Origin of the sequence: Paenibacillus sp. FSL E2-8871, from assembly GCF_038000345.1 — a bacterium.
Classification (GTDB): domain Bacteria; phylum Bacillota; class Bacilli; order Paenibacillales; family Paenibacillaceae; genus Paenibacillus_AQ.
Window position 1 is genome coordinate 4972231 of the sequence record NZ_JBBOBV010000001.1, and the last position, 26990, is coordinate 4999220.

Genomic DNA, 26990 nt, shown 5'->3' on the forward strand with positions numbered 1-26990 from the left:
ATGAAAAAGATTATTATCGGTGAAAACATAGTAAAATCTTTCGGTGAGGGCGATGAGAAGCGAAATGTTCTTGACGGAGTGTCCGTTGAAATAAACGAGGGAGAGTTTGTTGCGGTTATGGGACCTTCGGGCTCAGGAAAATCGACGCTGATGTTTGCGCTGAGCGGAATGGACGGTGTCGACGGTGGCAAGGTTGCTTTTGACAGCAGGGATTTATCATCCCTCAAAGAAAATGAATTTGCCGACATACGCAGAACAAAAATGGGATTTGTATTTCAACAAGCAACTTTTATGAAAAATCTTAATATTCTCGACAACATCATTCTTCCCTCCATGCGCGACAATAGAAAAAACGCTGCGAAGATTATTGAGAAAGCAAGAACGCTTATGAAAAAGGTGGGTATTGCGGAGCTGGGAAACCGTGATATTACACAGGTTTCGGGAGGGCAGCTTCAGCGTGCAGGAATATGCCGCGCACTTATGAGCAATCCGAAAATTATTTTTGGAGACGAGCCGACTGGCGCGCTTAACTCAAAATCTGCACAGGAAATCATGGATATTTTTTCTGAAATCAATATGGAAGGCACTGCGGTTATGCTTGTAACCCACGATGCAAAGATTGCGGCGCGGACAGAGCGTATTATGTTTATGCGTGACGGAAAAATCGTAAGCGAAATGCGACTTCAGAAATTCAGCGGCACAGATATTGACGACAGAATGGAAAGAGTCACGGCGAAAATGCGGGAAATAGGAATATAAATTGGATATTCGATTCTGCACATGAACCAATTCCTTTCGGTTATGAAATATCACCTGATATTGATTATGGATATACCGCTGATATTCCGGTGGATTTAGCTATCTCTGGCCATTCATGCTCAATAAAACATTTAATATTTCAAATTAGTAAACCAAAACCCGATGCCTTTTTTCTTTCTAGGCATCGGGTTTGCTAAGAGGTGAAGCACAATACAAATTATCGGTTGAAATTTTACCAGTCAGGGGAATTACCATTCCCCTGATCGAGTGGCTTTGAGAAAAACATTGATATATAAATTTTTTATGTGCTTCATGTTGGTGCTGAGCATGTGCCATGTAACCTAATGATCCATATATGCGATGCTTGTGCAACAATTGGAATGGAACTATAATTCAATACCCGATTACGATGACTTTGAAAGGTCATCTAGTTTGAAAATTCAGTTTTCATAATAATTTCTATGACTTTCGGCTTGAGTGTTGTTATACGGACAGCCTATTTTTATGACGATAATCCTTCAACGACTTTATCAATATTCCATTTAATCATCTTAACGTATGTGTCGCCTTCTTCGCCTTTCTTCGCTAAAGAATCGGTGAAAATCTTGGAGTGTATCGGTACACCCGTTTCATTGGAGATGGTCTCCATTGTTTTCGGATTAACGCTCGTTTCCAGAAATAAAGCCGGCACTTGATTTTCATCAATAATGTTAATGATGTTTTTCATTTGTTCTGGCGTTCCTTGACTATCGGTATTGATTTCCCAAATAAATGCGGATTCAAATCCGTAGGCTTTTGAAAAATATTTAAATGCCCCTTCGCTTGTAACCAAAATACGTTTCTCCTGCGGGACTTTTTCTACCGCTTCTTTTGCATATTGATCCAATTCATTAAGCTTCTTAACATATTCTGATTGGTTATTCAGATAAAATTCTTTGTTGTCCGGATCTTTTTCGATTACATGTTTAGTGATGATATCTACATATTTAATAGCATTCTGAACATCAAGCCAGGCATGAGGATCTTCTTGAGTTTCTTTGCCTTTTTCTGTTAGGTACATTGGAGTTACTTCATCTGAGACGGCAAAAGCGACATCCTTTTTATTAGTGACATCAAGAAGGTCTTGGAACCACCCCTTACCTGTTTCCAGGTTCAATCCGTTATAAAAAACTAAATCTGCGCTAGATACTTTACTTGTGTCCTTAGGTAGTGGATCGTACATATGCGGATCTGTTCCGATGGGAACCATGCTATAGACCTCGGCTTTCTCCCCTACAATGTTTTCGGTCATATCCGCGATAATGGAGTAGGTTGCAACAATCTTCAACTTGTCATGGTCTGCTTCTCCCTCACTAACATTTGAACATGCGGTAAATAGTAAGATGAACATTGTCAAAGAGAGCATCTTTATTGTTTTCATCCTTGTTTCAACCCTTTCCTTAGAAAATTATTTTTGGGCGAGATAATAAATGATATAGCAAACAAACTTACGCCTACCAGAACAATGCTGGCACTTGTAGGTAAATTGAATCTAAAGCTAATGATCACACCTATAATTCCAGATACAGCGCCGATGGTAGAAGCCAGGACAATCATGTGGATCAGCTTATTCGTCCAAAGATAAGATGTAGCTGCTGGAATAACTAGCATTGCAATCACAAGCACAATGCCTACTTGAGATAATGAGGACACAGTAACCACGGATAACAGCATCATCAATAAATAATGATAGAATCCCGTTTTTAAACCAAATGCCTTAGAGACGACAGGATCAAACGAACTAATTAACAGTTCTTTATACAACAACGAAATGATGGCTATAACAACAAGCATGATAATAAATGATTGCGTTAACTCAGACTGCGGGACGGCCAAAATGTTACCAAATAAAATATGGGTTAGATCAAGCCCGCTCTTGGCGAAAGTGATTAAGACAATTCCTAGAGCGAAAAATGAGCTGAGAATAATTCCGATCGAGGTATCACTTTTGATATTGCTGCGACTTGTTATGAATTGAATGAGGATGGCCGCTAAAAGTCCAAACAATGAAGCTCCCACAAGAATGTTAATCCCTAAAATATAAGATAACGCCACACCTGGTAATACAGCATGAGACAAAGCATCGCCCATTAATGACATCTTTCTGAGTACAATAAAACTTCCTAAAACCCCTGAAACAATACCAAGAATGATAGCAGACAATCCGGCGTTAAGCGCATAGATCGGAATGTTTAATAATGATGAGAAATAATCAATCATTTTCGGCGCCCCCCATTCCTTTGATTACCAGATTACCTAAGGATGCCCCGTAAGCATTGAGGATATTGTCAGCTGTAAAGGTGTCTTTCACATCGCCAAAAGCAATAAGCTTTTTATTGAGAATGATTACTTTGTCAAAATATTCTTCGACTTCATGTAAATCATGATGAACGATCAATATGGTTTTCCCTTCTTCACGAAGCTGTTTAAGCAGTTTTACAATAATTTTCTCACTGACTAGATCTATGCCGACAAAAGGTTCATCTAAAAAAAATACATCTGCTTTTTGGGCAAGCGCTCTGGCAATAAAAACCCTTTGAAGTTGTCCTCCAGACAAATTACTAATTTGTTTATTTGCAAGATCACTTATATCTACCATGGCCATACATTCCTCGACGCGTTGCCGCTCTTTTTTCCCGGGGCGCTGGAAAATTCTTAAGTTTGGATAGGTTCCAGTTAGCACTGTATCGTTCACTGTGATTGGAAAAGTAAGGTCAATATCATTTTTTTGCGGTACATATGCGATCTTCCGTTTATACTCAGAAATGTCTTTTCCCTCTACCCTCACCGTCCCGCTTCTTTTCTTGATTACTTCTAACAATGACTTAATGAATGTCGATTTTCCTGCACCATTTGGCCCGATAATTCCGATGGTGTACCCAAAGGGAATATCGATATTTACATTTTCTAGCGCTGAATTACCGAAATAATCCACGTTTAGGTTTCTAATTTCAATCATTAAAAAGCTCCTCGTCTTGAAATTTATTGATTTGTTTCCTATTGGAAACAATTATTTTGATTATCTAATTTGTTTCCCTAGGTAAACATTTATTCTTAGGTACAATATATTTAACAATGGGCAAAATGTCAATGAAAAAGCTTAAAATTTATTTGATTTTGAATTAGTACAAGCATGCGATCTGCGCCGGTATCGGGGTAATTTTTTAGAATTAAAAATACATACTTGACAGGTAGGAATAAAGGGTTATATGATATCATCAATACTTAAACACTAATTAAATGAACAGTGAAATAATTTATCTGAGCCGATTGGACCGCCAAAGGCTCCCGCACTTTTCCCTTGCCAGGGAGTTGTGCTGGGAGTCTTTTTTTGTTGGCTATGGAGAGAGATGAGGTAAGAATGAGCGATACGTATTGGAGACACCTGGAAGAGACGGACTGGGTATTCCGCAAGGTGGTCCGCAGATTCGTAAAGGAACGGGATAAGGTTACAGTAGCAGGCATCTCTTTACCCGGCATGCTGATTCTACATAAAATCATTCGCGAGGGTGAACAGCGGCTTGGGGATTTAGCAGATGAACTGGACTTTACGTCAGGTGCGATCACAGCTTTGAGCGATAAGCTTGAGGCAGGCGGATTTACTGTACGCAGACGTAAGGAAGGGGACCGCAGAACGGTGATGCTGGACATCACAGACAAAGGTCGGAAGATGGCAGAGCTTAACAGCAACATTGGGGAACGATGTATTTCGCTTCTGTTTGAAGGGTTCACGGAAGAGGAATTGGTGCAGCAAAGTCACTTTTATCAGCGGATCATTAGTAATCTCGAAGGATTCTCAGACATCTTGCTGAAGCTGGTGAAGGAGAATGCTGAGGCTGAAGCTTCTCCAAACCTTGAACAGAAGCCACGAGCAGTCACAAAGAAAAGTAATTATCTTAGCTATTAAAATAAATTAAATGTAGGAGAGATGAACGATGGGACATTCAACCATATTTCCAACTGGAGCAACCGTATATAATCCGAGCAAAGCGTGGAATGGCTATACCGTATTTCAAGCGGGTGAAGAAGGTGTTGTACTGATTGATATGAACGGTAAAGAAGTGCATCTGTGGAAGGGGCTGCTCGGGTTTCCGGCATAAATTTTCCCTGGTGGTTATGTGCTAGGCAGTACAGGAAGGAGAGATCCCAAATTTGGCATTCAGGATAATGTAGATCTGGTGCAGGTCGATTGGGACGGTAACATCGTATGGAAATATAATAGCTATGAACATATAGAAGATCCGGGTTATGAAACGCTCTGGTATGCCCGCCAGCATCATGACTATCAACGAGAAGGCAATCCAGTAGGTTATTTTGCACCAGGGCTAGAGCCTAAGGTTGACGGCGGCAAAACCCTAATCCTCGCTCACAAAAATATCTACAACCACCAAATCTCCGACAAGCAGCTGCTGGATGACACGATTATCGAAGTGGATTGGGAAGGGAATATCGTTTGGGAGTGGGCTCCGAATGAACATTTTGCAGAGCTAGGCTTTGATGAAGCGGCGAAAAACGTCTTATTCCGTGATCCTAATTCACGCTCCTTCGGGAATCTAGGGGGCGGTGTGGGTGACTGGTTGCATATCAATTCAGCTTCGTATGTAGGACCTAATAAGTTTTACGATGCAGGCGATGAGCGTTTCCATCCAGATAACGTGATCTGGGATGCACGGGAAGCGAACATTATCGCAATTACAGATAAGCGTACCGGGGCCATCGTGTGGAGAATCGGTCCAGACTACTCACTGCCAGAATTGAAGCATATCGATTGGATCATTGGCCAGCATCATGCGCACATCATTCCGAAGGGCTTGCCGGGAGAAGGAAACCTACTCGTATTTGATAACGGAGGTTGGGGCGGTTATGGTCTTCCCAATCCATCTTCACCCTTTGGGCAAAAAAATGCACTCCGCGACTACTCTCGAATTCTAAAGATTAATCCAGTGTCACTCGAAATTGAATGGCAGTATATCGCGGCAGAAGCAGGCTTCTCTGTTCCGACGGATTCTTATAAATTCTATAGTCCTTATATTAGCTCCGCCCAGCGGTTACCGAATGGCAACACCTTAATTACAGAAGGATCTAACGGTAGACTTTTCGAGGTTACGCCAGAGCATGAACTGGTCTGGGAATATATCTCACCGTATAACGATTCCAGAAATACAAACATGGTTTACCGTTCCTATCGTGTGCCTTATGCGTGGGTACCACAGCTGGAGAAGCCGGAAGAACAAGCGATTGAGCCGATAGATGTCACGCAGTTCAGAGTACCAGGGGCTGCACCTAAGGGATCGGATTCGGTAGTGAACGTGGCAACAACCCTGCCGTTTGTTGAGGGGGCTGCTTGTGTGGCGACGACTGATGAAGGTAGTAGCCGCAAAGCCAACTAATACATTTGAGGGGGATGTCGTTGTGAAAAAGTCATGGATCAGCTCAAGCTTTCTGCTAATTAGTTATTTATCCTCAATTATTTATAGACTAGATATTGTATTGACTAACTCTTTTTAATTAAAAATACCAATTTTCTGTATTTCCTCTAAGTTGTACATTTCTCTGTGATTATTTGCATTAATAAGCAATAAATAATATGACTAAGATTAGAAAACACTATAATTAAAAGAGTGATTAGAATATTCTAAACTAAAACAAAAACCGCCTGAGTTCTCCAGAAGAATTTGGATAGCTTAGGCGGGGTAGGCGTACACTAGTGTCAATTTTATTACGAACAGTTATGTAAGAGATTGTTTCATCTACACGGAAAGTAATATTTGAAATGACCTTAGTCTGGGTATTGATTTGTATTATAAAAGATCTAAAATATTATCCATAAAATTAACAATATCACCCAATTTATTTTTTATATCTGTATGATTACCACCTGGATTCATGGAAATAATCCTAAGTTTATCATCACTAAGAAACAGATTGTTTTGCCAATTCTCTCTTGCTTCAGCGTGCATAGCCCATACCTCACGAACTGGTCTTGGACTATGCATTTCACGAAAAGTTCTCCCTTCTTCTTCGCCATATAAGTACTTCGAGTTGCTATCTCGCTTATATGCAATTAGTTGTTCCATCTCTCTCGGTCTCATTATAGAATTATGAAGAGCATTTTTCCAAAAATTATTCATTGGACGATATTTAAAATCTATAATTAAACTACCAACGAAGACATCTTTTTTGTAAAAGTCCATACGGGCATCAGGTCGATTATGTTTACCCATATATAAAGGGGAGTTGCATATATTTGTATGATTACTTGCTAGTGGTAATACTCCGTCATAAACGTAGTGAATACGAATATCATCTCTGGTAATAGTGATTTGTTCTCCACTGGGTAAATAAGGAATTAATAACGCACTATCCTGTCCTAATCGGTCATAAAACCAACCTGACTTAGGCTGGAAACCAAACTCAAATAAAATCTTTAAAATGTGAATAAAACCCCATATTTCATAAAGCTTATCAGTACGTTTCCATTGATAGATTAATGAAGGATCGATAAATATCTCGATCTCTTCTTCTTTAAGATCACGATGTAACTGATATAAGGCCCTATAACGAGAGTCTGACAGAAGATTATGTGGTATATGCGTGAATGTCTTGTTAGTAATTTCCCGATACCAAGGTGCGTGCACAATCATCTGGAAACCAATTCTCATTCGGTGCACCAGTTGTCGATATTCTTCTAAAAAAGTATATACTTTCTCCTTTTCAATTATTTCTCTGCGTGTACTTTCTTGAATTATTCTATAAGGTTCCAATAGCTTTAAATCCTGTGCTAAACGTTCATTGTAAGAATCTAAAGATTCTACAAATTGATCTAACAATGTAAGAACATTACGAATGATAAATTTTACCCAGCGATTCTCTGGTAAATCGTAATCTATCGCGCTGAAAGGAGTACGTAGTTGCCCTTTATTAAATGACCTCGTCTGTAGTGTTCTTACAGTAACATGGTCGATTTGGCGTGCTCTGTCTTCCCTAGTCCATCGATATTCTTTTCGAATCCGATAGTTAGCTGTTTTATAAATATCCGTTAAGGCTGCCATAACTAATGGATAATGTTTTTTTATTGTCATAAACTGTCGCAGGAGCTGAGGTGGAAGTGCTTTCGTTGTGTTGTCCGCAGCTGAGTATATCTTTTTAACAAAATCAATTGCAAGGCCCGTTAAAGTCTCTTCCAAATCGGTTTTCATTATTTCCAACTGATCCTCTGTAACCTGTTTAGAACGAACCCAAAATGGAAGAAAGTAACTAGATTCCATTGTTATGATTTTAGCTAAGTACTTACCAGGGATTAAGGGATAATAATCTTTTGCATAAAGTTCTACAGGAGTCATCGATGGACTGAGATATACTTCGCCTTCTTCATCTACTTCTAACTTCTCGTCGGAGAGGGAGTCTAATCCATACATATATAAACGAGCATTTTTATCTGTGGCTTGAAATTGAATGCTTAAAAACTTATTCTCTGTTAATTCAAAGGACATTTCTTCATCAAGTACATCTTCATGAGTATAGAATAGTTCAACTTTATTTTGAAATTTATTATTATATAAGATAGAAATATCTACCGAATCAAGTGATACAGTCGATTTTGAGGTTGTTGGACTATACTGTAAAGCCATTGACCTTCAACTCTTTCGCTTTTTGGATTATAGCGCTTTTCGTTCTTGTGAAATCAGATACATCTTCATATCGCTCAAATAATTCATATAGCGATCCTTCAACACGATCGTTATTAATTTTTCCGATTAGTCCCTTTAGTAACCCTTCAGGTCCTCGCAATTTTGTTAATATCCGCTGTACCACTTGGATATCAAAAGCTTCTTTGCGGGTTAGAAATTTATTTGATGGCGGTAGATTTTTAAGATAATTATCGATCTGTTTAACTACACGAGGTCCAATACCTAAATTTTTATTTTCTTTTTGCATAACCAAGTGAAGCTTCCATAGCATATCTAATTCATTATCCATAAGAGAGACAGGGCTTTCCAACGCTTTAAACTTGTTATATTGCTCAAATGTGTAAGGTTGCTTACGTGTTTTTTCTTTTGTATCACGTGTATTTCGAATTTTAAGCATGTCATAAGACTGAACATCGAGGGTTATGACGTTGGCTCTGTCGAGAACTTTATCTGAGAAATGATAGGTAGATTCATCCAAATTAACCGTACCAACAAAAACTACATTTGGTCCTATATTAATTTCAGGTCCATACTGAGCTGAGTTATGGATTTGTTGTGCGATACGATCACTATAAAGCCTGAGCATACGACGATTAGGTTCCATTTCTAATACAGAAAGAAACTGCGAAAAATAATGTTCCACTCGTGAAAGATTCATCTCATCGAAACAAATAATAAACATCTTATTATTTCGTTCTTGTTGTGCATGAAACAATGCGTCAACAAGTGAAGTATCACTGGGACGATAAAGCATGTTTTTAGTATCAACATATCCAAGTAAATCAGCATCATCAGCCCATGATGGACGAACTGCAACGAATACCAACTGACTTGGATCAAGTCCAAGAGCTTTACCATAAGCTTGTACTAACCTTGATTTCCCTGTTCCACTCATGCCCGCTAGAATGGTAAGAGCACTAGATTTCATTGCTGTATGAAAGTTATACAGATCTTTTTCGTAATATTGAAGGCCCATCTCTCGAGTGGTATGTATGAAATGTTCCATGAACTCTTCTTCCTTATCATATGTATCTTCCTCGTTTGTTATATTCGCGGCATCCTTTTCGTCTTTCTCTAGAGATTCTTCATCATCTATGCGTGAATAGTATGTGCCTTCTGGTAAAAGTGGCTCTCTAAGAATATTAGCAATAGGAGTAATGTCTTCTAGCTTTCGTTCTATCTCAGAATAAGAATCGAGATCGATGAATAATAGCATTTCGTCATCGTTACCTTCTAGATACACTTTATTCATCCAATGAGAGAAAGGAATTTCTCTTACTCCGACATTTGAGGTAAATGAAAAACCACCATGAGCATATTCGTGATGATCAAATAATCCATATGCTATGTATGTTTTGTCTTCTCTCCAAAGGACGATAGATGGTGTATCATCTGGTTCAATTGAGATACCTTCAGCCGTACCTACATATTTTCCAAGCATGAGAGAATCTACAAATTCCTCTTGAGTCATCTTATGTACTGACTTGCTAAATATCGGTATTGATTTGAATCTTTGATCAGCTCTGTAACTTTCCAACTTAGGAATAAGACGAATTTCAGTCGCATTATATACTTCTTCGTGGTTGGAAAGGACTTTTTTACTAGGTTTGAACAATATAAGACTGTCCATAAGAAACTCAACTAATTCATTTACACGGGTAAATTCACCTTCATGAAAATTTTCTTCAAAACCGTATTTCTCAAGTTCTGTTGAATAGCAAGTAAAGAGAGTCTGATTACGTGGAAAGCTTATAGGAGTTTCATTGATTACTTTAATGAAATATTGAAGATAATTCTGTGAGTTTACAAAAACTGTCTTATGTCTTCCTAATATTTCATAAATTTCATCGTTTGTGGGCAGTGCACCTAGAAAATCAATATCCCATTTTTTCCTTTGTAACAATTTAATTCCTCCAATTTAATAAATTATATTACAGTAATTTTTTAGCTCGATGATCGTTTTAAATCCAGTTACCTTTTTTCCATATTTATCATTTAATAAATTTTGTTTATTGGCTGGCAATCGGAATTTTATAAACCAAATCTCATCTGAATTATTCATTTCATTTGTTAGTATTACCTCTTCCAATTGAGTCGGATTAATTAAATGGAAGTTTATATTTGGTAGTCCGTCTAAACCATCCGGCAAGTTTCGATCTATTATAGAAACGATCCGTTTTGTTTTCGATGATTTATTTCCTTCTACTTGTATTAATTCCATAGAAGTTTTTTCTTCTTCTAGTTCTATTATTCTTTGTAATAATTTCGAGTGTTCAATTTTAAGTTTATTCCAGGTTTCTTCTGATTTTAAGAGCGCTTCTTGAAGTTCTTGGTTTTTTCGATCTTTAGTTCCAATATCAACTTTTCGTGTTGTAATTTCTCGCTCAAGCTTTTGAATACTTTTAAGAGCTGTATTCTTTTCGCTCTCCACTTGAATAATAGCTTTTTTGTATTCTTTAATTGCTTTGATAGCTTCTTTCTTTTCTACTAATAATTCATTCCTCTCGGCCTGAAGGTCAATAATTTCATCTTTTAATCGCTTAATCTCTAAGTCTGAATTATGCTCTGTTGTATCTTGAAGAACTGTCGTTTTCTCCAAGGGGTCAACTATTTTTTTAGTCTCGCCTTGAGTAGATTTATTTATTTGATAAATATCGATCCCTTTATTTATTTTTAAAAGATCAGTTTGTATCATTAAATGCATTATTATATCGTGAATACTAATTGCATCCGATTTTTTTATCTCATCTAAAATTACAATGGGTTCTTTTTCGCTCAGAAGTACTATTTTATTGTTCTGATTAGACTCTGTGGATTTTCGCAAATAAAATTTTACTTTACTGATATTTTTAGTTTTATTTAATTCTGTTTCAATTCTATTTCTAAATAAATAAATCTGATCCGCTCTAATTTTACTTAAGTCACTTACACCCTTTATAGTTATCTTCGTTTTAGAATTGTTTAACGTCTCGTTAATTCCGCAAATTAGTAGTATTAAGGATTTATCGGAAAAATCACTAAATAGCCATTTCCAAACTTCTTTTTCCATTGAGCTACGCCTCCTAGTAATGCTTCAATATAACATTTACACATTGTTATTAATTTTAGGTAGATTTGTAACTTCTATTTCTACTAGAATGCCATAAATTCATCCAATTAAAACGATCAATTTTATTTTAGCATATTTTGTCGTGTCTTCCATATTAGTTTAGTTGCGTCTTAAAGCTTTTATAGACATTCTGCATTGAATCAATAACATCATATAGTATCGTATTGTTAGTTATCTAAGCATGTTGTTTTAATATGAGTTCTCTTTTCCACTTTGCATAATAGTAAATATTTATTTACAAATATTCCTATCCTCCTTAATGCCGCGAAAATAGTACACGCCTATACTGCAATTGGGTGCCTAACAGTTGGAGCATAGAGAAGCCCGCAAATAAGAAATAGGAGTGAAGGGGAAATCATGAAAAAAGGGATCAAAAGTCAATTATCGATGGGTCTAATGTTATCCTTGCTCGTCCTGTTGCTTGCTGCTTGTGGAAATTCGGCTAAGGCTGACGAATCAACGAATGGAAATGCTGGCACCAAAGAATTAAGTCTGACCGAGATCGAGAGTAAAGCTAAAGAAGAGGGCAGTGTTATCAGCGTGGGAATGCCGGATTCCTGGGCGAACTGGAAAGATACATGGAGTGATATGAGTAGTAAGTATGGTCTTACACATTCAGATACGGATATGTCGAGCGCGGAGGAAATTGCCAAGTTTGATGCGGAAAAAGATAAACCAACGTCTGACATCGGAGATGTAGGGATCGCTTTTGGATCGGTTGCCGTGGAAAAAGGAGTAACACAACCTTATAAAACGACCTACTGGGATGAGATCCCTGATTGGGCTAAGGATAAGGACGGAAATTGGATTGTCGGCTATCAAGGGACGATTTCGTTTTTGACAAACACCAAGCTCGTGGCTAATCCACCGAAGAGCTGGGAAGATCTGAAGAACGGAAATTACAAAATCATCGTAGGTGATGTAACTAAAGCTGCTCAAGCGCAGATGGCTGTATTGGCCGCAGCGATTGCTTTTGGTGGCGATGAGTCGAACATTGAACCGGGGATTGCTTTTTTCGAAGATTTAGCTAAAAAAGGACGTCTCTCCAATGCAGAAGCTTCTCTTGCCAACATTGAAAAAGGGGAAGTAGAAGTTACCCTGCTGTGGGATTTCAACGCTTTGAACTATAGAGATCAGATCAACAAAGATGGCTTCGCGGTAGCCATTCCGAAGGAAGGCAGTGTGGTGAGCGGTTATGCAACGATCATCAACAAATATGCGCCGCATCCTAACGCTGCGAAGCTGACACGTCAATACATCCTTAGTGATGAAGGACAGATTAATCTTGCCAAAGGGTACGCTCGTCCGATCCGTGACAGTGTAACACTGCCGGATGATGTTGCGGCTAAACTGCTGCCAAAAGAGGAGTATGTTAACGCTAAGCCTGTTGGCGATTACAAGGTATGGGAAGAAACAGCGAAGACCATTCCACAGTTATGGCAGGAACGTGTGCTTGTGCATTTGAACTAGAATTGATCTTCCCCCAAAAAAAGAAACAGGGCGCCTTCGTTACGATGCCGTAAGGTGCCCTTGTTCTATTCCCGCGACAAGGAGTGAGGAAGTTGAAACAGAAAAGCCGCGGTGTGATCTTGGCACTCATTCCGTTTGCACTGATGGTGTTTGCATTTCAGCTGGTGCCTGTATTGTCCATGCTGACGGGAAGTTTCCAAAAGGCAGATGGGACCGGGTTTACGCTAGGCAATTATCTGCATGCCCTGCAAAGTGCCTATTATATGCAGGCAATCAAGAACAGCTTGCTGATCTCTTTAACCTCAAGTCTGATAGGGATCATTGTCGGACTTTTTTGTGCATATTGTATTACTCGGTTCACTCCGAGAGTAAGAGACAGACTCTTAATGCTGTCGAATATGACCTCTAACTTCGCAGGAGTTCCGCTGGCTTTTGCGTATATTATTTTGCTTGGTAACAATGGAGTGTTTACGCTCTTATTCAAACAGTGGGGCTGGAGTGTTTTTACCGATTTTGATTTATATAGCTGGTCTGGTTTGATTCTGGTGTATGTATATTTTCAGGTTCCATTAGCCTTACTGCTCTTGTATCCATCCTTTTACGGAATTCGTGAGCAGTGGAGAGAAGCGGCGTCCTTGCTGGGGGCAGGACCGTGGCAGTTCTGGAAGACGATTGGGCTGCCAATTCTAACTCCGGCGATCTTCGGCACACTGGGAATACTGTTTGCCAATGCGATGGGTGCTTATGCAACGGCATATGCTTTGGTTGGCGGGAATTATAATCTGCTGGCGGTACGTATCGGTTCACTGGTTGCTGGAGATGTGGTTACTCAGCCAGAAATGGGGAGTACGCTTGCTGTTCTGCTGGGTCTGACTACGATTTTGGCCGTCTATTTGAATCATCTGATGGTTCGGCGAACGGAGAGATTTGGAGCTAAAGGGCTCAGTAAACCGGATGTGAAAACCAAATCGTCTCGGCGCTTGTGGACGGCAGCTAGTGAGGAGGTGGGGCAATGAATATACGTAAAGCAGGCTTCGCTCCGCGCACTTTCATGCTAATGCTCATGGTGTATTTATTACTTCCACTGTTAGCAACCGGTATTTATGCCTTCGCGCAGGACTGGCAAAATACCTTATTGCCTCAAGCTTGGACATTGAATTGGTTTGGAGAAATGTTTAAGGATATTCGTTTTTTGGAGGCGCTTTGGAACTCGCTGTATTTATGCCTGATTAGCGTGGTGCTGAGTCTGGCCGTGATGCTGCCAGCTGTTTTTGTCATCACCATTTATTTTCCGCGCTGGGAGAGCTTTATGAAAGTGATTGTTGTTCTGCCTTATGCGGTACCTGGTGTAGTGGCTGCGGTGGGACTTATTCGTACCTATTCCTCTGGCCTCTTTGATATCGCTGGAACAGCTTATTTATTGGTGGGGGCGTATTTTGTGGTCATTCTTCCCTATATGTATCAGGGCATTCGCAATAGTCTGTTGACCGTTAACGCCGTAGAACTGCTGCATGCCGCAGAATTGCTTGGAGCCCGCCGCAGAACGGCTTTTATAAATGTGATTTTGCCAAATATCTGGCCTGGCGTTATCGTCTCTACCTTATTATCATTTTCCGTTCTGTTCGGTGAATTTGTCCTTACAAACATGCTAGTTGGCGGGCATATTCAGACGATTCAGGTGTATCTATATCAAAGAATGGGCGAAAGCGGACATTTAGCCAGTGCGATTGCCATCTCGTATTTTCTGTTTATTCTAGTCCTTTCGATGGTACTAATGAAGCTTGGCAAAAAGATGGGAGGAGGCGTTAAGGGATGAACGATTATCTGAAGCTGCAGGGAATACTCAAAATGTTTGGTGAGACCTGTGTGCTAGACAATATAGATTTGGAGATTCGTGAAGGGGAGCTTGTGACGCTGCTAGGACCCTCCGGTTGCGGGAAAAGTACGTTACTTCGCTGCATAGCTGGCCTTTCGGAGCTGGATGGCGGCAGAATCCTTCTAGAGAATAAAGATCTGGCAAATCTGCCGCCCCGTAAACGCGAGGTGGGAATGGTGTTCCAGTCTTATGCTCTATTCCCTAATCTGACGGTGAGCCAAAATATTGAGTATGGAATGAAGATGCGTGGTTTGTCCAAAGCCGCCCGACGTAGCCGCTGTGAGGAACTGCTGGCATTGGTCGATCTGGAGGAGAAGCGGGATGTCTATCCGCAGTCACTCTCCGGTGGACAGCAGCAGCGGGTAGCGCTGGCCCGTTCTCTAGCCGTGCAGCCCAAAGTATTACTGCTGGATGAGCCCCTGAGTGCACTTGATGCTAAGATTCGTAAGAATCTACGTGCCGAAATTCGTGATATTCAGAAGCGCTTTAACATGACGACCTTATTCGTTACGCATGATCAGGAAGAAGCACTGATTCTATCCGACCGCATCTGCATTATGAACGGTGGGCGCATCGTCCAAGATGGAACACCGGAAGGACTGTACACCGCGCCGCGCACAGAGTTCGTTGCTCGGTTCATGGGCAGTTATAACGTATTGACTCGGCCAGAGGTGATGGCGCTGTTCCACGGAATAGATAGTGGGATGGACAGCTTTGCTATTCGCCCCGAAGCCGTAACGTTACTGCATGATGGGGCGGGTCAGCAAGAGGCTGCTGCCGGAGCACAACTGGTGAATGGAGTGATTAAATCGGTGTCTGTGCTAGGCAATATTATTCGATGTACGGTTGAGGCTGAAGGAATCCGCTTAACGGTTGATCTTTTAAATGATGGACGCTGGCTGCGGGTTGGAGAAGGGGACAAAGTCACATTGGCGTTGAACCCTTCCGAGCTTTTACATTTAGAGCGAGAAGGAGCGTGAGTAGAATGACGGATATGACCAATAAACTCATTGTGGTTGTCTTGGACGGACTTAGATATGATGCTGCTCGCAAATACATGGGCTATCTGGAGCATCTTGTGGAGCAAGGATCCTTATCTTGTTATCGAGTACAGTCGGAGTTACCCAGTCTATCACGCCCGCTTTATGAAGTGCTCTTAACGGGTACACCCGTGTCCAAAAATGGAATTACGGCTAACCATATTGTGAGACCTAGCCATGAAGAAAGTGTATTTCATTTGGCAGTAGCCGCTAATTTGTGTACAGCTGCTGTCGCCTATCATTGGGTCAGTGAGCTTTATAATTCTGCACCCTTTGATCCACTGGCTGATCGCCATCAGCATAATGTGATGAAGCCAATTCAGCATGGCAGCTTTTATTTCGAGGATCACTATCCTGACAGTCATGTGTTTGCCGATGCCGTGTATTTACGGAGTGCTTATGATCCGCATTTTCTATACATTCACTCCATGAATATAGACGACGCCGGGCATCGTTATGGCGGGGAGAGCAAGGAATATGAGCTTTCCGTGCGTAACGCCGATGGACTGCTAGCCACTGTTTTGCCTATTTGGATGGAGCAAGGGTATAAGATTCTGATTACGGCAGATCATGGGATGAACGCAAATGGGTACCATGGAGGGGTAACCTCTTCCGAGCGGGATGTGCCGTTATATACGTTTGGAGTAGATGCATTGCCTCTGGCAAAAGAAGATCAAGCAATTCCCCAATTAAGTATGGCTCCGTTAATGTGCCACTGCTTAGGGCTTGCTCCCTCAGCTGCAATGAGCAAGGAAGGCTTGCCTCCTTTTGAAGCAACCACACCATGCAGTGGATGAACCTGTGATACTAAGATGAAAATAAAATAATAAAGCACGATAAAAATCATATACGGGAACGCTGGATTTTTGTATACTAAATAGTATATTTTACCTAATTAGGAGGTTGTCTTTTGAGCGCTTCTAGAGCTTTGAAATGGATTACAGGCTCATTTGAAATTATTTTGGCAATTCCAATTCTGGGTGCTGCCATTGTAATTGGCACTGGGTACTCCGCACTGGGATTGATGTTTATTCTTCACCTGGTTACTTTGATTTTATCTTCAAAGAACCAAGAATCTATTTATGGTTCAGTACTCGGAATTGTAACTTCTTTACTCGCTTGGATTCCATTCGTGGGATGGGTACTACACTTGATCACAGGGATTTTGTTGATGGTAAGTGGCGGGCAGAAGACTCGTCATTCTTCGAATCATACATATCCACATTAATTCAGACATCCTAATACAGCCCGATTCGGACGTTTGTCCGGTCGGGCTGTATTCATGTTATAATGAGGGCACATTTTAGCATGAAGTACATGAAAGGAGGCACATCCATATGGAAGTAACAGCACAAGAGGTAGCAGAATGGATGGTTAAGGAAATTCGGTTTACGGGTACCTTGTATCAGACCGCGGCGATTGAATATGTGAAAGAGAATTTTGGGGAACAATTTGTATTTGTGAATGAGAATGGCAATGCCTCACTGTCCAAGGAAGTAAAGAAAGCTTTCCGGAAGCTGCACGGCGGCAAAATCGCGTGGGATCGCGATGGATTTTTGTGGGCGTGGACTTAAGCTGGAGGTGAATATATGCCGGTTATCCGTAGTAAATTAAGTGTGGTCATGGAGAATCATGATCCCAAACTCTCTATACGAAAGCTTGCTAAAGATATTAATTATCACTTTGATTCGGTTCGCCGTATGTATAAGGATGAGCTGGTACAGTATCCCAGAGACTTGCTCTTAAAGCTTTGTTTATATTTTAATGTACAGCCTGGGGAACTCATCGGAATCGAAGAGTTAAATGAAAGTGATTGTACAATAGAAGAAGTGATAGGTGAACATGGTTTAAGTAAGCGTTAAATAAATTGAAAAAGTGCAGTTGGGAAGAGTTGAGGAATGGGAAGTCGAATTCACTCAAGTCTTCTTTTTTTGTATGGAAAAGAGGGGTTTTGGCTAAAATTGACTAGATTCTATGGTCATGTTATACTTAGATTGACAAGAATTTATGGTCAAAGAGAGCAGGAAATAAAAAAATGAGTAAATTTATTCAATTAAACAAGCGTACTGGCGAAACAAAGTCCCAAAAGAAATTAGCGAGAAAACAGGGACGTATCCCGGCTGTATTGTATGGAGTGGGTAAAGATACTCTGAACGTAGAAGTGGATGAAAAAGAGCTGTTGGGTACTTTGAAAAAAAATCCACGGGCTATTCTGCAAGCAAAGACATCTGACGATGTAGCAATGCCGATCATCGTTCAGCATATTCAAAAGAATTCGTTGTCGGGCAAAATATTGCATATCGATTTCCAGCATGTGAACATGTCTGTAAATATGGATAGTAAAGTTACGATTCATTTTGCGGGTGAAGCAATCGGTGTGAAATCCGGTGGTGTATTGCAAGTGGAATTGTATGAAGTAGAAGTTCGTTGTATGCCGGGCGTTTTGCCTACTTCTATGGAAGTAGATATTAGTAAACTTGATATTGGCGATCAGCTGCTAGTTTCTGATCTGATTTTCCAAGATGGAATCGAAGTGCTGACCGATCCGAATGCAGTAATGATTCAGATTAAGACTGTACATGAAGAAGTTGAAGAAGCAGTAGTAACTACAGCTTAAATATATATTTATATTAAAAAAAGCAAGTTTCCAGGGAAGAGGAAACTTGCTTTTTTTGCGTGTAAATCATACGGGAACTTCTCGCTGATCCTTTGCCATAGGTGAGCTACATAAGGGGCAGGGCTTTGAGGTTAGATGATCCTCCGCTCCGCCAGCTTTCATGCGTGTCCAACCAGGACAACTGCTGCCCGTGCATTTCCATACCGGAACGACATGGGTTTTTGTTTTTGTCGTGGTCGCTTGGCTGGTCGGCAAGGATCTTGTTGTTACGGTTCTACTCACCGTAGTCGCTGCTGTGGAAGAAACCGCTGAACGGAAGGCGGATAACATGAAGCGGGAGACCTCCGCTTTTTTACCCCGATGCTGTGCAGGTGAGCTGATGAATAGCTCCTCTCGGGCTCTCGTAACGGCCACATACGCCAGTCTCCGTTCCTCCTCTAGCGCCGCTAGACTTGAAGCTCCGCTGCTTCCAGCCGCAAGCTTGCGGTCTTTTAGCCGATCACCCTCCAGTGCAGAGCTGTGCGGAAGGATTCCCTCAGACGCTCCAATTAAAAAGACTACAGGAAACTCTAGCCCCTTAGATTTATGAATGGTCATTAATGCAATCCGGTTACCCTGCTCTTTAGTACCAGGTTGGCGATTATGCTCGTTACGCTCCGTAACATTATCTATGAAATCAAGAAAGGCAGGGATGCTATCGAAACGCGCCGCGGAGGATTCTAGCTCATCTAGCATTTCTTTTAACGTCTCTCGATGCAGCGTCGCTTGATGCCGTTCATTCGCTTCGATGAAATAATCATAGAATTGGGTACGAATCTGCCGGATTGCTTGTATTGGGGTCAGTTCGCGTATATTTCGGATTAGATCGAGCCGATCTCTTAGTTTAGTCCCTTTGAAGTCTTCCATGCCAGGCATAGACAATAGGTGGATTAACGGTCCTTGCTTGGGCTGTCTAGCTTCCATCTGGCGGATGTGATTCATGCCTTTTTCACGGTTCATATATAGCGTCGGCAGGATATTCTCCATCGCTGCAAAATTTCGCCGATTCAAGGAGAGTCGCAAATGATCCACTACCGGAGAGATCAGCCAGTGCTCGTACAATAATTGCCCTTCTCCGTAATCAATATAGGGAATATCGCGTAAAAGGAGCAGTTCGAGAACGGCCCGATTGCTGCTCGAGGCCCGGTACAACATGGCGAAGTCGCTATATTCTCTTTTGCCGCTAGAGACCTCGTTTAAAATATGCTCGATCATCTGCTCGGCTTCTTCATCTGCAGTTTGCGGACGCATATATCGTGGCTGACTTCCACTACCTTTTGCGGCTTGCAGGGTTTTGGAACGCCGACGTGTATTGTGCTTGATAATGCCGTTGCCAAGTCCAACGATAGCTGGGCCTGAGCGGTAATTAATATCGAGCGTAATAACCCTTGCTCCCGGATAGAGCTTCTCGAACTCTAGAATGAACTCACTGCGCGCTCCGTTGAAGGAATAAATCGTTTGGTCATCATCACCAACCACCATTAGATTATGCTGTGGGTGAGCGACCATTTTGACAAGTTCGTACTGCAAGGCGTTTGTATCCTGGAACTCATCCACCATCACGTACAGATATCTCATCTGCAACTCTTGCAAAAGCTCCGGACGCTCCTTCAGCATCCGATAGGCAATTAAGAGGACATCATCGAAATCGATTTTGAAATTGTCTTGTTTCCATTGTTCGTATATTTCCAGAATGGATTTCATTTCTTTTTCGGCGGTGGTGCCTTCTGGTAGATCTTCCACGGTGCCCATGTTCATTTTGCAGGAAGAGAGCAGAGAGAGTACGGTTTCCGGTGGATAAGCATCCTTCGGCAGTCCGAGCTCACGCATGATCTGCTTCAATAGGATGTGCTGGCGCCGTGTCTCACTGAAAATTTCCTGTTGCAATCCTTGTCTGCGCAAGAAAAATAAGAAAAAAGAATGGAACGTACGGGCCTGAAGTCTTGCAACGTCCGCTGTGCTAACTCCCGGGAGCAGGGCGATTCGTTCGCGCATTTCTGCCGCGGCTTTACTCGAAAAAGTCAGCAATAGCAGCTGACTCGGCGAGACGCCGCGCACCGACAACAAATAACCGGTTCTGCAGATCAGAACCGAGGTTTTGCCGGAGCCTGCACCGGCCAGTGTCAGTAGCGGCCCTTTATGATGCCGCACCGCAGCAATCTGCGGGCGGTTGAGCAGGATGCCGCCTTCCTCCAGCCTGCGGAAATAAGCGGAGTCCCCCTCCTCCCGCTTCACTAGCTCCTTGCTGGTCTGTGCTGAAGCTACTGCCGCTTGCGGGATGCGTTCGCCGGTTGCTCCCAGCGGGATATTATGAAATAAGAGCTTATTCAATAGATTCACCTTCATATATTTCTGTATAGAGTGAGCTCAACAAAACTAGTTGGAGAATGGTTGAGTTCATCTTAAAATGTGCCGATTAAAATACGCCGAAAATTTAGCCAATCTACAATATACCATCCCAGCCTTTTTACTGCACAGAAAAAAATGCTGGATATAGTATGGGGGAGTGTGGAGCTTGGTTGTGTGAATGGGGATTGGTGGGCAAGATGTACGGTATAAATCCCGTAGAAAAGCTGGAATTGGGCTCTATGGGCGAAAAGAAGGGTATAAATCCCCCAGAAGTGAGCGGAATTGGGCTTTATGGGCGAAAAGAGGGGTATAAATCCCCCCTTGTCCTCTCTTAAGTTTACAGTAAAGCCCATTCCCTTTCCTTATTATCCTCATATCCTAAAGCAAAATCATGATATGGAGATGACCGTATGCCCTCAGCCAATAAGGTCCGCATAAGACATGCCGTTACCATAGATGTACTGATTCCGGCTATCGAGAAAGATTTGGCTACACTCCCCTATGTTATTGACGCTGTCCGAACACATGTTAAGCATCCGATAGGTCGTATATTGATTGTTGCTCCAAAAAAGACACGTATACTGGATTTCTGCCGAAAAAAAGGCTGTACCTTTGTCGATGAGAATACGGTCCTCCCGATTACAAAAAAAGATATCCATTACCGTTCACGGAAATGGGAAAGATCCGGTTGGTTGTTCCAGCAATTGTTGAAACTGAATGGTGACAAGCTGTGTACGGCTGACTATTTTTTAGTCATCGATGCAGATACGGTCTTAATCGCTTCTCATCGATTCCGTGAGAAGGGAAAGACGATTTTTTACAGCCGCAATTGGAGTCAGCCTCAGTACTTTACAACCTATAGGAAGCTAATGGGTAAGAAGGCGACATCTGCTTCTTCTTTTGTGACGCATTATATGCTGTTTGAACGCAGCCAATTGACTCAGATGAAAAGAGAGATTGAAGCAAAGCATCAGAAGCCTTGGTATTCGGCGATTATACACAGTATGAACCGAACTAAGCAATTTGCTTTTTCTGAATTCGAAACTTATGGAAATTACCTGTATTCGAAGGATCGTGGGGGCATGAAGATCCAAAAAGCACGCAATAAAGGCCTCCATATGAATGCAGGTCAGCTGTCCAAGCAGAAGCTGAATGAGCTGGCGGAAAAGTATAGATCATTGTCTTTTCATAAACGGAAGGGGTATGTGAGAACACCGAATAGTAAGTCCAGCGCAGGGGGGCGATAGCGTTGCAGATCGTGCTCCTTTCAGGGGGATCGGGGAAGAGGCTGTGGCCGCTGTCGAATGAGATCAGGTCAAAGGCATTTTTAAGACTTCTTCCAACAGAAAATGGCGGCATGGAGTCGATGATCGAGCGAGTATGCAGAGGGCTGGATGAGGCAGGATTGTTAGATTCAAGCTGCATTGTAACCCATCGCAGTCAGGTGGAAATTACCCGCAAATCTGTTGGCAATCAGGTTGCTTTACTGGCGGAGCCACAGAAGCGGGGAACTTTTACTGCAGTTGCATTGGCGGCGAGCTATTTGCATTCCGTGAAGAAAATAGACTTAGAAGAGATTGTTGTGGTCATTCCGGTGGATTCTTATGTGGAGGCTTCTTTTTTCAGTCAGCTTCGGCAGTTTCCCAGCGTGCTGTCCGAATCACAAGCGGATATTGCCCTGATCGGTGTTACGCCTGAATTCCCATCCACACAGTTCGGGTATATATTGCCGAGTGAAGGTTCAGAAGGGACGTCTTTTCTAAATGTGAAGCAATTTGCAGAGAAACCAGACGAACTGGCGGCGGCCGAGTTCATTACCTGTGGAGGACTATGGAACTGTGGGGTGTTCTCCTGCACATTAGGATACTTGCTCTCAACTATGGTGGAACGGAATCTTTCAGCAGATTACATGGAGCTAGTGGAGCGTTATGACGAATTGCCAGAACGAAGTTTTGACTATGAAGTGCTTGAGCATACGCAGCGAGCGGTAGTTATTCCTTACACCGGAGTTTGGGCGGATATTGGTAGTTGGGATGCGCTTACCCCTCATTTGCAGGAAAAGGTAATTGGCAGGGGGAGCATTTCTGAGGATTCAAAAGGAACCTATTTAGTGAACGAACTCTCTTGTCCCGTACATGTCATCGGTGCTCCAGGTTTGATTGTGGCGGCGGGTGCGGATGGTATTTTAGTTGCTGGGATCGAGCAGGCGAAACGGATTAAGCAGAAGCTGGAGGGTCATGCCGCGAAGCCGATGATTGAAGAAAAGCGGTGGGGAAGCTCACGCATTCTGGATTTCTCACGAACAGCAGCAGGAGTTGAAGTTACGACTTCCAAAATCACGATGTTGGCAGGGAAGCACACCAGCTATCATTTTCACAGGCATACCCAAGAAATATGGTCTTTTCTTTCGGGCAATGGAGAGTATCGTATGAACGGCGTTCTTCATGCAGTTGCAGCCGGAGACACAGTCACAGTACCTGCCGGTGCGAGACATGGTTTACGGGCGATTACACTGCTCGAATTGATCATTATTGAACTGGTGACGTCTTCTGATGTGGGGGATTATGTACGTGTTTCTGCTGAATGGGTGGGGGAGGAAAGCGCTCCTGATCATTTGTAATTCAATAGATTGAAAAAAATCAACCGGGTTTAATCCAGCGTACATGTCCCGGTTGAATTTAATTTTAGAGTGTAGCTAATTAACATCACTGCATTTAAAAGAGTTATAGATCTGAGCCACCTTCGTATCTTTTGGATGGAAATCGAAATGTGACCTCCGTTCCCAGTCCTAGAATACTGGTAATGGACAGGCCGTACTCTGGTCCGTACATTAGCATAGCCCGGTCATTTACATTTTTGAGCCCATAGCCTGTAGACTGGGATTTAAGCAGAAGATTGAGTCGTTCTTGTGGGATGCCAACGCCATTATCCTTTACTTTGAAGATGATACACTCCTCCACCATTTCTCCGGATAGAATAATTTTGCTTCCTTCTTCTTCTCTATTCTCAATACCATGAATAATAGCATTCTCAATTAGAGGCTGAAGCATCAGGTTAGGCATGTAATAAGAGAGAATAGCCTCGTCGATCTGATATTCTATCTCAAAGCTGTTGCTATGCATGTTAAGCTGAATCTGTATATAAGATTGTACATTCAATAGTTCATCTGAAACCGAAATAATATTATTCCCTTTATTCAGCGTAGTCCGATAGAACGTGGATAGAAGCTGAGCCATTTCACTTATATCTGTTGCGCGGATTCGAATGGCTCTCCAATTGATGAGCGAAAGAGCATTATATAGAAAATGAGGATTGATCTGAGCCTGTAGGGCTTTCATTTCATATTCTTTTCGTGAAATTTCCTCAATGTAGACTTTATCGATTAACACTTTTGTTTTGTCAACCATATTGCCAAAGCCTCTGATTAAATCCCCAATTTCATCTTTGGATGTGCTGGTGACGGTGACTTCCAGGGATCCCTCTTCTACGGTGCGCATATTATTGCGCAGACGCTTAATTTGTGAATTGAACTTTCGAGAGAATAGATTGGCGGTTATAGCAACGGCAGCAATACAGGCAACAATAACAAGCCCAACTGTCGAAAGGATTTTCCAAGCAGAATTCGTAATCATCTTCGTAGGTTTGCATAACATCACTGTCCATCCTGATATAGGAACTTCAGATTGCAATACAGTGTACTTTGTATTTTTCCATTGCAGCGTATCTAAGTTGTCTGTGCTATTGGAAGGAATATATCCTTCTATACCAGGCGAGGCATAGATCGACTTTCCATAAGCATCTTTGACGAGAATCTCTGAACCTTGAGAGAGTAGGGAGTCAAAGGGTGTGAATAACGAATCGTAATTCACACGTGCATACAGCACATTTTCTTTTGGATCTTTCTGTTTCGTATTAATAATGCGTCGAACAGCAAAAATCTCCTTATTATCTGTAAACCACAGGACATCGACTGACTTCATCAACGGCGGGTACCAATGTTCCTGTTTAATATCATTTAGGGCTCGGACGGTATTGCCATGTGCCAAAAGATTGGTTCCTGTATACAGAGTGATTTGTTCTACACCTGTATTTAGATACCGTGCCGTATTGAAATTTTGGTCAATCACATGGGTTAACTGATCATACATTTCATACATACTTGTGTAGGTATGATTAGCTGAATTAATAATTTCCTGATTAAAACTCAAGAAATTCATGAGTTTATTGTAGACATCCAGATGACTATTTAAAGCTAAAGCCCCTTGATTTAAGGCTGCTTTCAAATCAGATTTGGATTGCTTAATGAGGGATGATTTGGCTTCTTGATAGCAGAAGCTGCCCAATACAATCACAGGAATCATACTGATTAACATAAATGAAAGCATGATCTTGGTTTGAAACTTCAAGTCGCGAATATTTTGCTTAAGTGTCCGCCAAAGTTGCATGATGCTCCTCCCGATATACAGAGGACTTTTGATTATACTGTCTATATTTTTCTGGTGTGTACCCATAGAAATCCCTGAAATTTTGGCAGAAGTATGAAATATTGCGATAGCCCACTGCGGTGCAAATATTTGATATTTTTTGATGCGTATTTGTTAACAACTCTTTTGCGTTTTGCATGCGGACATTCTTAATATATTTATTAAGCCCACAGCCTGTCTGCTTCTTGAATATGGAGCTAAGATAATGTGGAGACAAATACACTTTAGCAGCAAGCATTTCCAGACTGAGATCATCTGCATAATATTGTTCAATATATTGTTTGACGGCATCGACATCACGGTTCTGAGTAGGCTCATGGTTAGTCGAGTTCTGATCAATCCGAGCGATACCTTTAAATATGATATCTTTGATATCCCGCAAATCTTCAGATCCATATATGATCTCGACGGCAGTCTGCAGCTCCATTTCTGATATAGGTGCAGCTTGTGTCATGATCTCTTGATAGATTGTGGAGAACATATACTTTACATATAAATGTGAATACTGTACTTGATGTACGTATTTTTGATATAAAATCTCAGTATTTGCTCGTAAGCTAAAAATATCTTGATCCTTCAGATTATTTCGAATCTGATCTAGTAGATGGCTATCTGTAAGGTCTGGATACAAGGCCTCAGAGAAATGTAAGTCATTTTGTGTATTAAACACAAAGGTATCTGGGAGAAAAAAACGATATTCCATCAATTCTTCTAATGAAGTCAAAAGTGAACCTAAATCTAGTATTGAGGTTAGTTCCTCTTTCATAGCGAGATAACAATTCACTTTATATTTATCAAGGATACAATGATGCAGGTGCATCGCTGAATTATTATCAAACTGGGAAGAAGGGGACTCTTGCTCGGGAAACAGTAGTAGACTTTGACATCCGTTTAGATTTAAGTAATCAGCAGATGTGTCTACTAAACCAAGAACAAACTCTTCGAACTCCGAATCCACAGATTCAAAAAATGGCTTATCGAATTCTAACAAAAGCATTTTATTGTAATGGCTGGGTAATTCAATAGACAGCTCTTGAAGAGGAGGCGGGCTTCCGATGCCATTGACTAGAGAGAAGAGTAGATGTTTTCTCACATAGCTTAGCTTTCTTTGTGACGCTTCTTCTTTTTGTTGCTGGCTCTTTAATTCCTGAATAACTTTTTCTAAAGTAGTTTGGAATGCTTCAATGTTAACCGGTTTCAAAAGATACTCGGATACGCCCAGGGAGAGGGCTGTTTTGGCATACTCAAATTCAGCGAATCCACTGAATAAAATCACCTTTAATTTGGGGTGCAACTTTAATGCTTCCTTTGTTAGCTGTAATCCATCCATTATAGGCATCCGCACATCGGTAAATAGAATATCGACAGAGTGTGCGCTTACATATTCAAGTGCTTTACGACCGTTTTCTGCAACATGCAATTGGAGGGGGAAGCCAAGCTCCTTAATGAGGAAAGCAATCCCCTCTCGCTCCTCCTTATGATCATCTACCACCAATATGGATAACATTATTTACCAC

22 protein-coding genes and 1 pseudogene are annotated in these 26990 nt (G+C 41.5%); 14 read left to right on the top strand and 9 right to left on the bottom strand.

Features of this window, described 5'->3' with window-relative positions:
• Window positions 1-759 carry an ABC transporter ATP-binding protein gene (locus NYE25_RS22550; RefSeq protein ID WP_341050755.1) on the top strand — a complete coding sequence of 253 codons (759 nt, stop codon included), beginning with the start codon at window positions 1-3 and terminating at the stop codon, window positions 757-759.
• 502 nt (window positions 760-1261) lie between these two features.
• On the opposite strand, the gene NYE25_RS22555 is transcribed toward NYE25_RS22550, so the two are convergent.
• From NYE25_RS22555 to NYE25_RS22565, 3 genes are read right to left on the bottom strand one after another with little or no spacing between them, the layout of a single operon-like run.
• Complete coding sequence (locus NYE25_RS22555; RefSeq protein WP_341146864.1) at window positions 1262-2179, bottom strand: metal ABC transporter substrate-binding protein; 918 nt, start codon at window positions 2177-2179, stop codon at window positions 1262-1264.
• A complete protein-coding gene (locus NYE25_RS22560) occupies window positions 2176-3018 on the bottom strand; it encodes a metal ABC transporter permease (RefSeq protein ID WP_341146865.1) in 843 nt (280 codons plus the stop codon). The genes NYE25_RS22555 and NYE25_RS22560 overlap by 4 nt, the downstream gene beginning before the upstream one ends.
• A complete protein-coding gene (locus NYE25_RS22565; protein ID WP_197071295.1) occupies window positions 3011-3754 on the bottom strand; it encodes a metal ABC transporter ATP-binding protein in 744 nt (247 codons plus the stop codon). The genes NYE25_RS22560 and NYE25_RS22565 overlap by 8 nt, the downstream gene beginning before the upstream one ends.
• Window positions 3755-4159: 405 nt before the next feature.
• On the opposite strand from NYE25_RS22565, the gene NYE25_RS22570 reads away from it, so the two are divergent.
• A complete protein-coding gene (locus tag NYE25_RS22570; protein WP_445667181.1) occupies window positions 4160-4705 on the top strand; it encodes a MarR family winged helix-turn-helix transcriptional regulator in 546 nt (181 codons plus the stop codon).
• A 28-nt stretch (window positions 4706-4733) separates the two neighbouring features.
• A pseudogene (locus NYE25_RS22575) lies at window positions 4734-6188 on the top strand (aryl-sulfate sulfotransferase).
• 411 nt (window positions 6189-6599) lie between these two features.
• Here the strand turns inward: NYE25_RS22575 and NYE25_RS22580 are convergent.
• From NYE25_RS22580 to NYE25_RS22590, 3 genes are read right to left on the bottom strand one after another with little or no spacing between them, the layout of a single operon-like run.
• Entirely contained in the window at window positions 6600-8429 is a 1830-nt protein-coding gene (locus NYE25_RS22580) for a DUF2357 domain-containing protein (protein WP_341146866.1), read from the bottom strand.
• Window positions 8413-10392 carry an McrB family protein gene (locus NYE25_RS22585; RefSeq protein ID WP_341146867.1) on the bottom strand — a complete coding sequence of 660 codons (1980 nt, stop codon included), beginning with the start codon at window positions 10390-10392 and terminating at the stop codon, window positions 8413-8415. The genes NYE25_RS22580 and NYE25_RS22585 overlap by 17 nt, the downstream gene beginning before the upstream one ends.
• Window positions 10393-10407: 15 nt before the next feature.
• Complete coding sequence (locus NYE25_RS22590) at window positions 10408-11538, bottom strand: hypothetical protein (protein WP_341146868.1); 1131 nt, start codon at window positions 11536-11538, stop codon at window positions 10408-10410.
• A 417-nt stretch (window positions 11539-11955) separates the two neighbouring features.
• On the opposite strand from NYE25_RS22590, the gene NYE25_RS22595 reads away from it, so the two are divergent.
• The 9 genes from NYE25_RS22595 to NYE25_RS22635 all read left to right on the top strand — a co-directional run bounded on the left by NYE25_RS22595 (window position 11956) and on the right by NYE25_RS22635 (window position 18601).
• Complete coding sequence (locus NYE25_RS22595) at window positions 11956-13068, top strand: ABC transporter substrate-binding protein (protein WP_341146869.1); 1113 nt, start codon at window positions 11956-11958, stop codon at window positions 13066-13068.
• A gap of 92 nt (window positions 13069-13160) precedes the next feature.
• Window positions 13161-14084 carry an ABC transporter permease gene (locus NYE25_RS22600; protein ID WP_341146870.1) on the top strand — a complete coding sequence of 308 codons (924 nt, stop codon included), beginning with the start codon at window positions 13161-13163 and terminating at the stop codon, window positions 14082-14084.
• Window positions 14081-14884: an ABC transporter permease gene (locus tag NYE25_RS22605; protein ID WP_341146871.1), complete on the top strand. Its 804-nt coding sequence runs from the start codon at window positions 14081-14083 to the stop codon at window positions 14882-14884. The genes NYE25_RS22600 and NYE25_RS22605 overlap by 4 nt, the downstream gene beginning before the upstream one ends.
• Entirely contained in the window at window positions 14881-15924 is a 1044-nt protein-coding gene (locus NYE25_RS22610; protein WP_341146872.1) for an ABC transporter ATP-binding protein, read from the top strand. Before NYE25_RS22605 ends, NYE25_RS22610 begins: the two co-directional genes overlap by 4 nt.
• A gap of 5 nt (window positions 15925-15929) precedes the next feature.
• Window positions 15930-16781 carry an alkaline phosphatase family protein gene (locus NYE25_RS22615; protein ID WP_341146873.1) on the top strand — a complete coding sequence of 284 codons (852 nt, stop codon included), beginning with the start codon at window positions 15930-15932 and terminating at the stop codon, window positions 16779-16781.
• Window positions 16782-16894: 113 nt separating this feature from the next.
• Window positions 16895-17212 carry a hypothetical protein gene (locus NYE25_RS22620; RefSeq protein ID WP_042184217.1) on the top strand — a complete coding sequence of 106 codons (318 nt, stop codon included), beginning with the start codon at window positions 16895-16897 and terminating at the stop codon, window positions 17210-17212.
• Between the two features lie 109 nt (window positions 17213-17321).
• Entirely contained in the window at window positions 17322-17558 is a 237-nt protein-coding gene (locus NYE25_RS22625; protein ID WP_339799838.1) for a DUF6953 family protein, read from the top strand.
• A 15-nt stretch (window positions 17559-17573) separates the two neighbouring features.
• Window positions 17574-17846: a helix-turn-helix domain-containing protein gene (locus NYE25_RS22630; protein WP_341146874.1), complete on the top strand. Its 273-nt coding sequence runs from the start codon at window positions 17574-17576 to the stop codon at window positions 17844-17846.
• Window positions 17847-18019: 173 nt separating this feature from the next.
• A complete protein-coding gene (locus NYE25_RS22635; protein WP_341146875.1) occupies window positions 18020-18601 on the top strand; it encodes a 50S ribosomal protein L25 in 582 nt (193 codons plus the stop codon).
• A 66-nt stretch (window positions 18602-18667) separates the two neighbouring features.
• Here the strand turns inward: NYE25_RS22635 and NYE25_RS22640 are convergent, their stop codons facing one another.
• Window positions 18668-20971 (bottom strand): UvrD-helicase domain-containing protein, encoded by a 2304-nt coding sequence (locus tag NYE25_RS22640; RefSeq protein ID WP_341146876.1) that lies wholly within the window; start codon window positions 20969-20971, stop codon window positions 18668-18670.
• Window positions 20972-21399: 428 nt separating this feature from the next.
• Between NYE25_RS22640 and NYE25_RS22645 the strand changes: the two genes are divergently transcribed.
• Together NYE25_RS22645 and NYE25_RS22650 are read left to right on the top strand one after the other, a co-directional pair.
• On the top strand, window positions 21400-22236 hold the full coding sequence (locus tag NYE25_RS22645; protein ID WP_341146877.1) for a DUF6492 family protein: 837 nt from the start codon (window positions 21400-21402) through the stop codon (window positions 22234-22236).
• Window positions 22237-22247: 11 nt separating this feature from the next.
• Window positions 22248-23609, top strand: coding sequence for a sugar phosphate nucleotidyltransferase (locus tag NYE25_RS22650; RefSeq protein WP_341147770.1), 1362 nt, complete (start codon window positions 22248-22250; stop codon window positions 23607-23609).
• Between the two features lie 103 nt (window positions 23610-23712).
• Here the strand turns inward: NYE25_RS22650 and NYE25_RS22655 are convergent, their stop codons facing one another.
• Both NYE25_RS22655 and NYE25_RS22660 read right to left on the bottom strand, forming a co-directional pair.
• On the bottom strand, window positions 23713-25434 hold the full coding sequence (locus NYE25_RS22655) for a sensor histidine kinase (RefSeq protein ID WP_341146878.1): 1722 nt from the start codon (window positions 25432-25434) through the stop codon (window positions 23713-23715).
• Window positions 25412-26980, bottom strand: a complete 1569-nt coding sequence (locus tag NYE25_RS22660; RefSeq protein ID WP_341146879.1) for a response regulator — start codon at window positions 26978-26980, stop codon at window positions 25412-25414. Before NYE25_RS22660 ends, NYE25_RS22655 begins: the two co-directional genes overlap by 23 nt.
• Between the last annotated feature and the right edge of the window lie 10 nt (window positions 26981-26990).

Excerpts from the sequence above, each read along its gene's own strand:
- NYE25_RS22550 (WP_341050755.1), top strand. The coding sequence starts at position 1 with ATGAAAAAGATTATTATCGGTGAAAACATAGTAAAATCTTTCGGTGAG.
- NYE25_RS22555 (WP_341146864.1), bottom strand. The coding sequence starts at position 2,179 with ATGAAAACAATAAAGATGCTCTCTTTGACAATGTTCATCTTACTATTT.
- NYE25_RS22560 (WP_341146865.1), bottom strand. The coding sequence starts at position 3,018 with ATGATTGATTATTTCTCATCATTATTAAACATTCCGATCTATGCGCTT.
- NYE25_RS22570 (WP_445667181.1), top strand. The coding sequence starts at position 4,160 with ATGAGCGATACGTATTGGAGACACCTGGAAGAGACGGACTGGGTATTC.
- NYE25_RS22580 (WP_341146866.1), bottom strand. The coding sequence starts at position 8,429 with ATGGCTTTACAGTATAGTCCAACAACCTCAAAATCGACTGTATCACTT.
- NYE25_RS22590 (WP_341146868.1), bottom strand. The coding sequence starts at position 11,538 with ATGGAAAAAGAAGTTTGGAAATGGCTATTTAGTGATTTTTCCGATAAA.
- NYE25_RS22595 (WP_341146869.1), top strand. The coding sequence starts at position 11,956 with ATGAAAAAAGGGATCAAAAGTCAATTATCGATGGGTCTAATGTTATCC.
- NYE25_RS22605 (WP_341146871.1), top strand. The coding sequence starts at position 14,081 with ATGAATATACGTAAAGCAGGCTTCGCTCCGCGCACTTTCATGCTAATG.
- NYE25_RS22610 (WP_341146872.1), top strand. The coding sequence starts at position 14,881 with ATGAACGATTATCTGAAGCTGCAGGGAATACTCAAAATGTTTGGTGAG.
- NYE25_RS22615 (WP_341146873.1), top strand. The coding sequence starts at position 15,930 with ATGACGGATATGACCAATAAACTCATTGTGGTTGTCTTGGACGGACTT.
- NYE25_RS22625 (WP_339799838.1), top strand. The coding sequence starts at position 17,322 with ATGGAAGTAACAGCACAAGAGGTAGCAGAATGGATGGTTAAGGAAATT.
- NYE25_RS22630 (WP_341146874.1), top strand. The coding sequence starts at position 17,574 with ATGCCGGTTATCCGTAGTAAATTAAGTGTGGTCATGGAGAATCATGAT.
- NYE25_RS22635 (WP_341146875.1), top strand. The coding sequence starts at position 18,020 with ATGAGTAAATTTATTCAATTAAACAAGCGTACTGGCGAAACAAAGTCC.
- NYE25_RS22645 (WP_341146877.1), top strand. The coding sequence starts at position 21,400 with ATGCCCTCAGCCAATAAGGTCCGCATAAGACATGCCGTTACCATAGAT.
- NYE25_RS22655 (WP_341146878.1), bottom strand. The coding sequence starts at position 25,434 with ATGCAACTTTGGCGGACACTTAAGCAAAATATTCGCGACTTGAAGTTT.
- NYE25_RS22660 (WP_341146879.1), bottom strand. The coding sequence starts at position 26,980 with ATGTTATCCATATTGGTGGTAGATGATCATAAGGAGGAGCGAGAGGGG.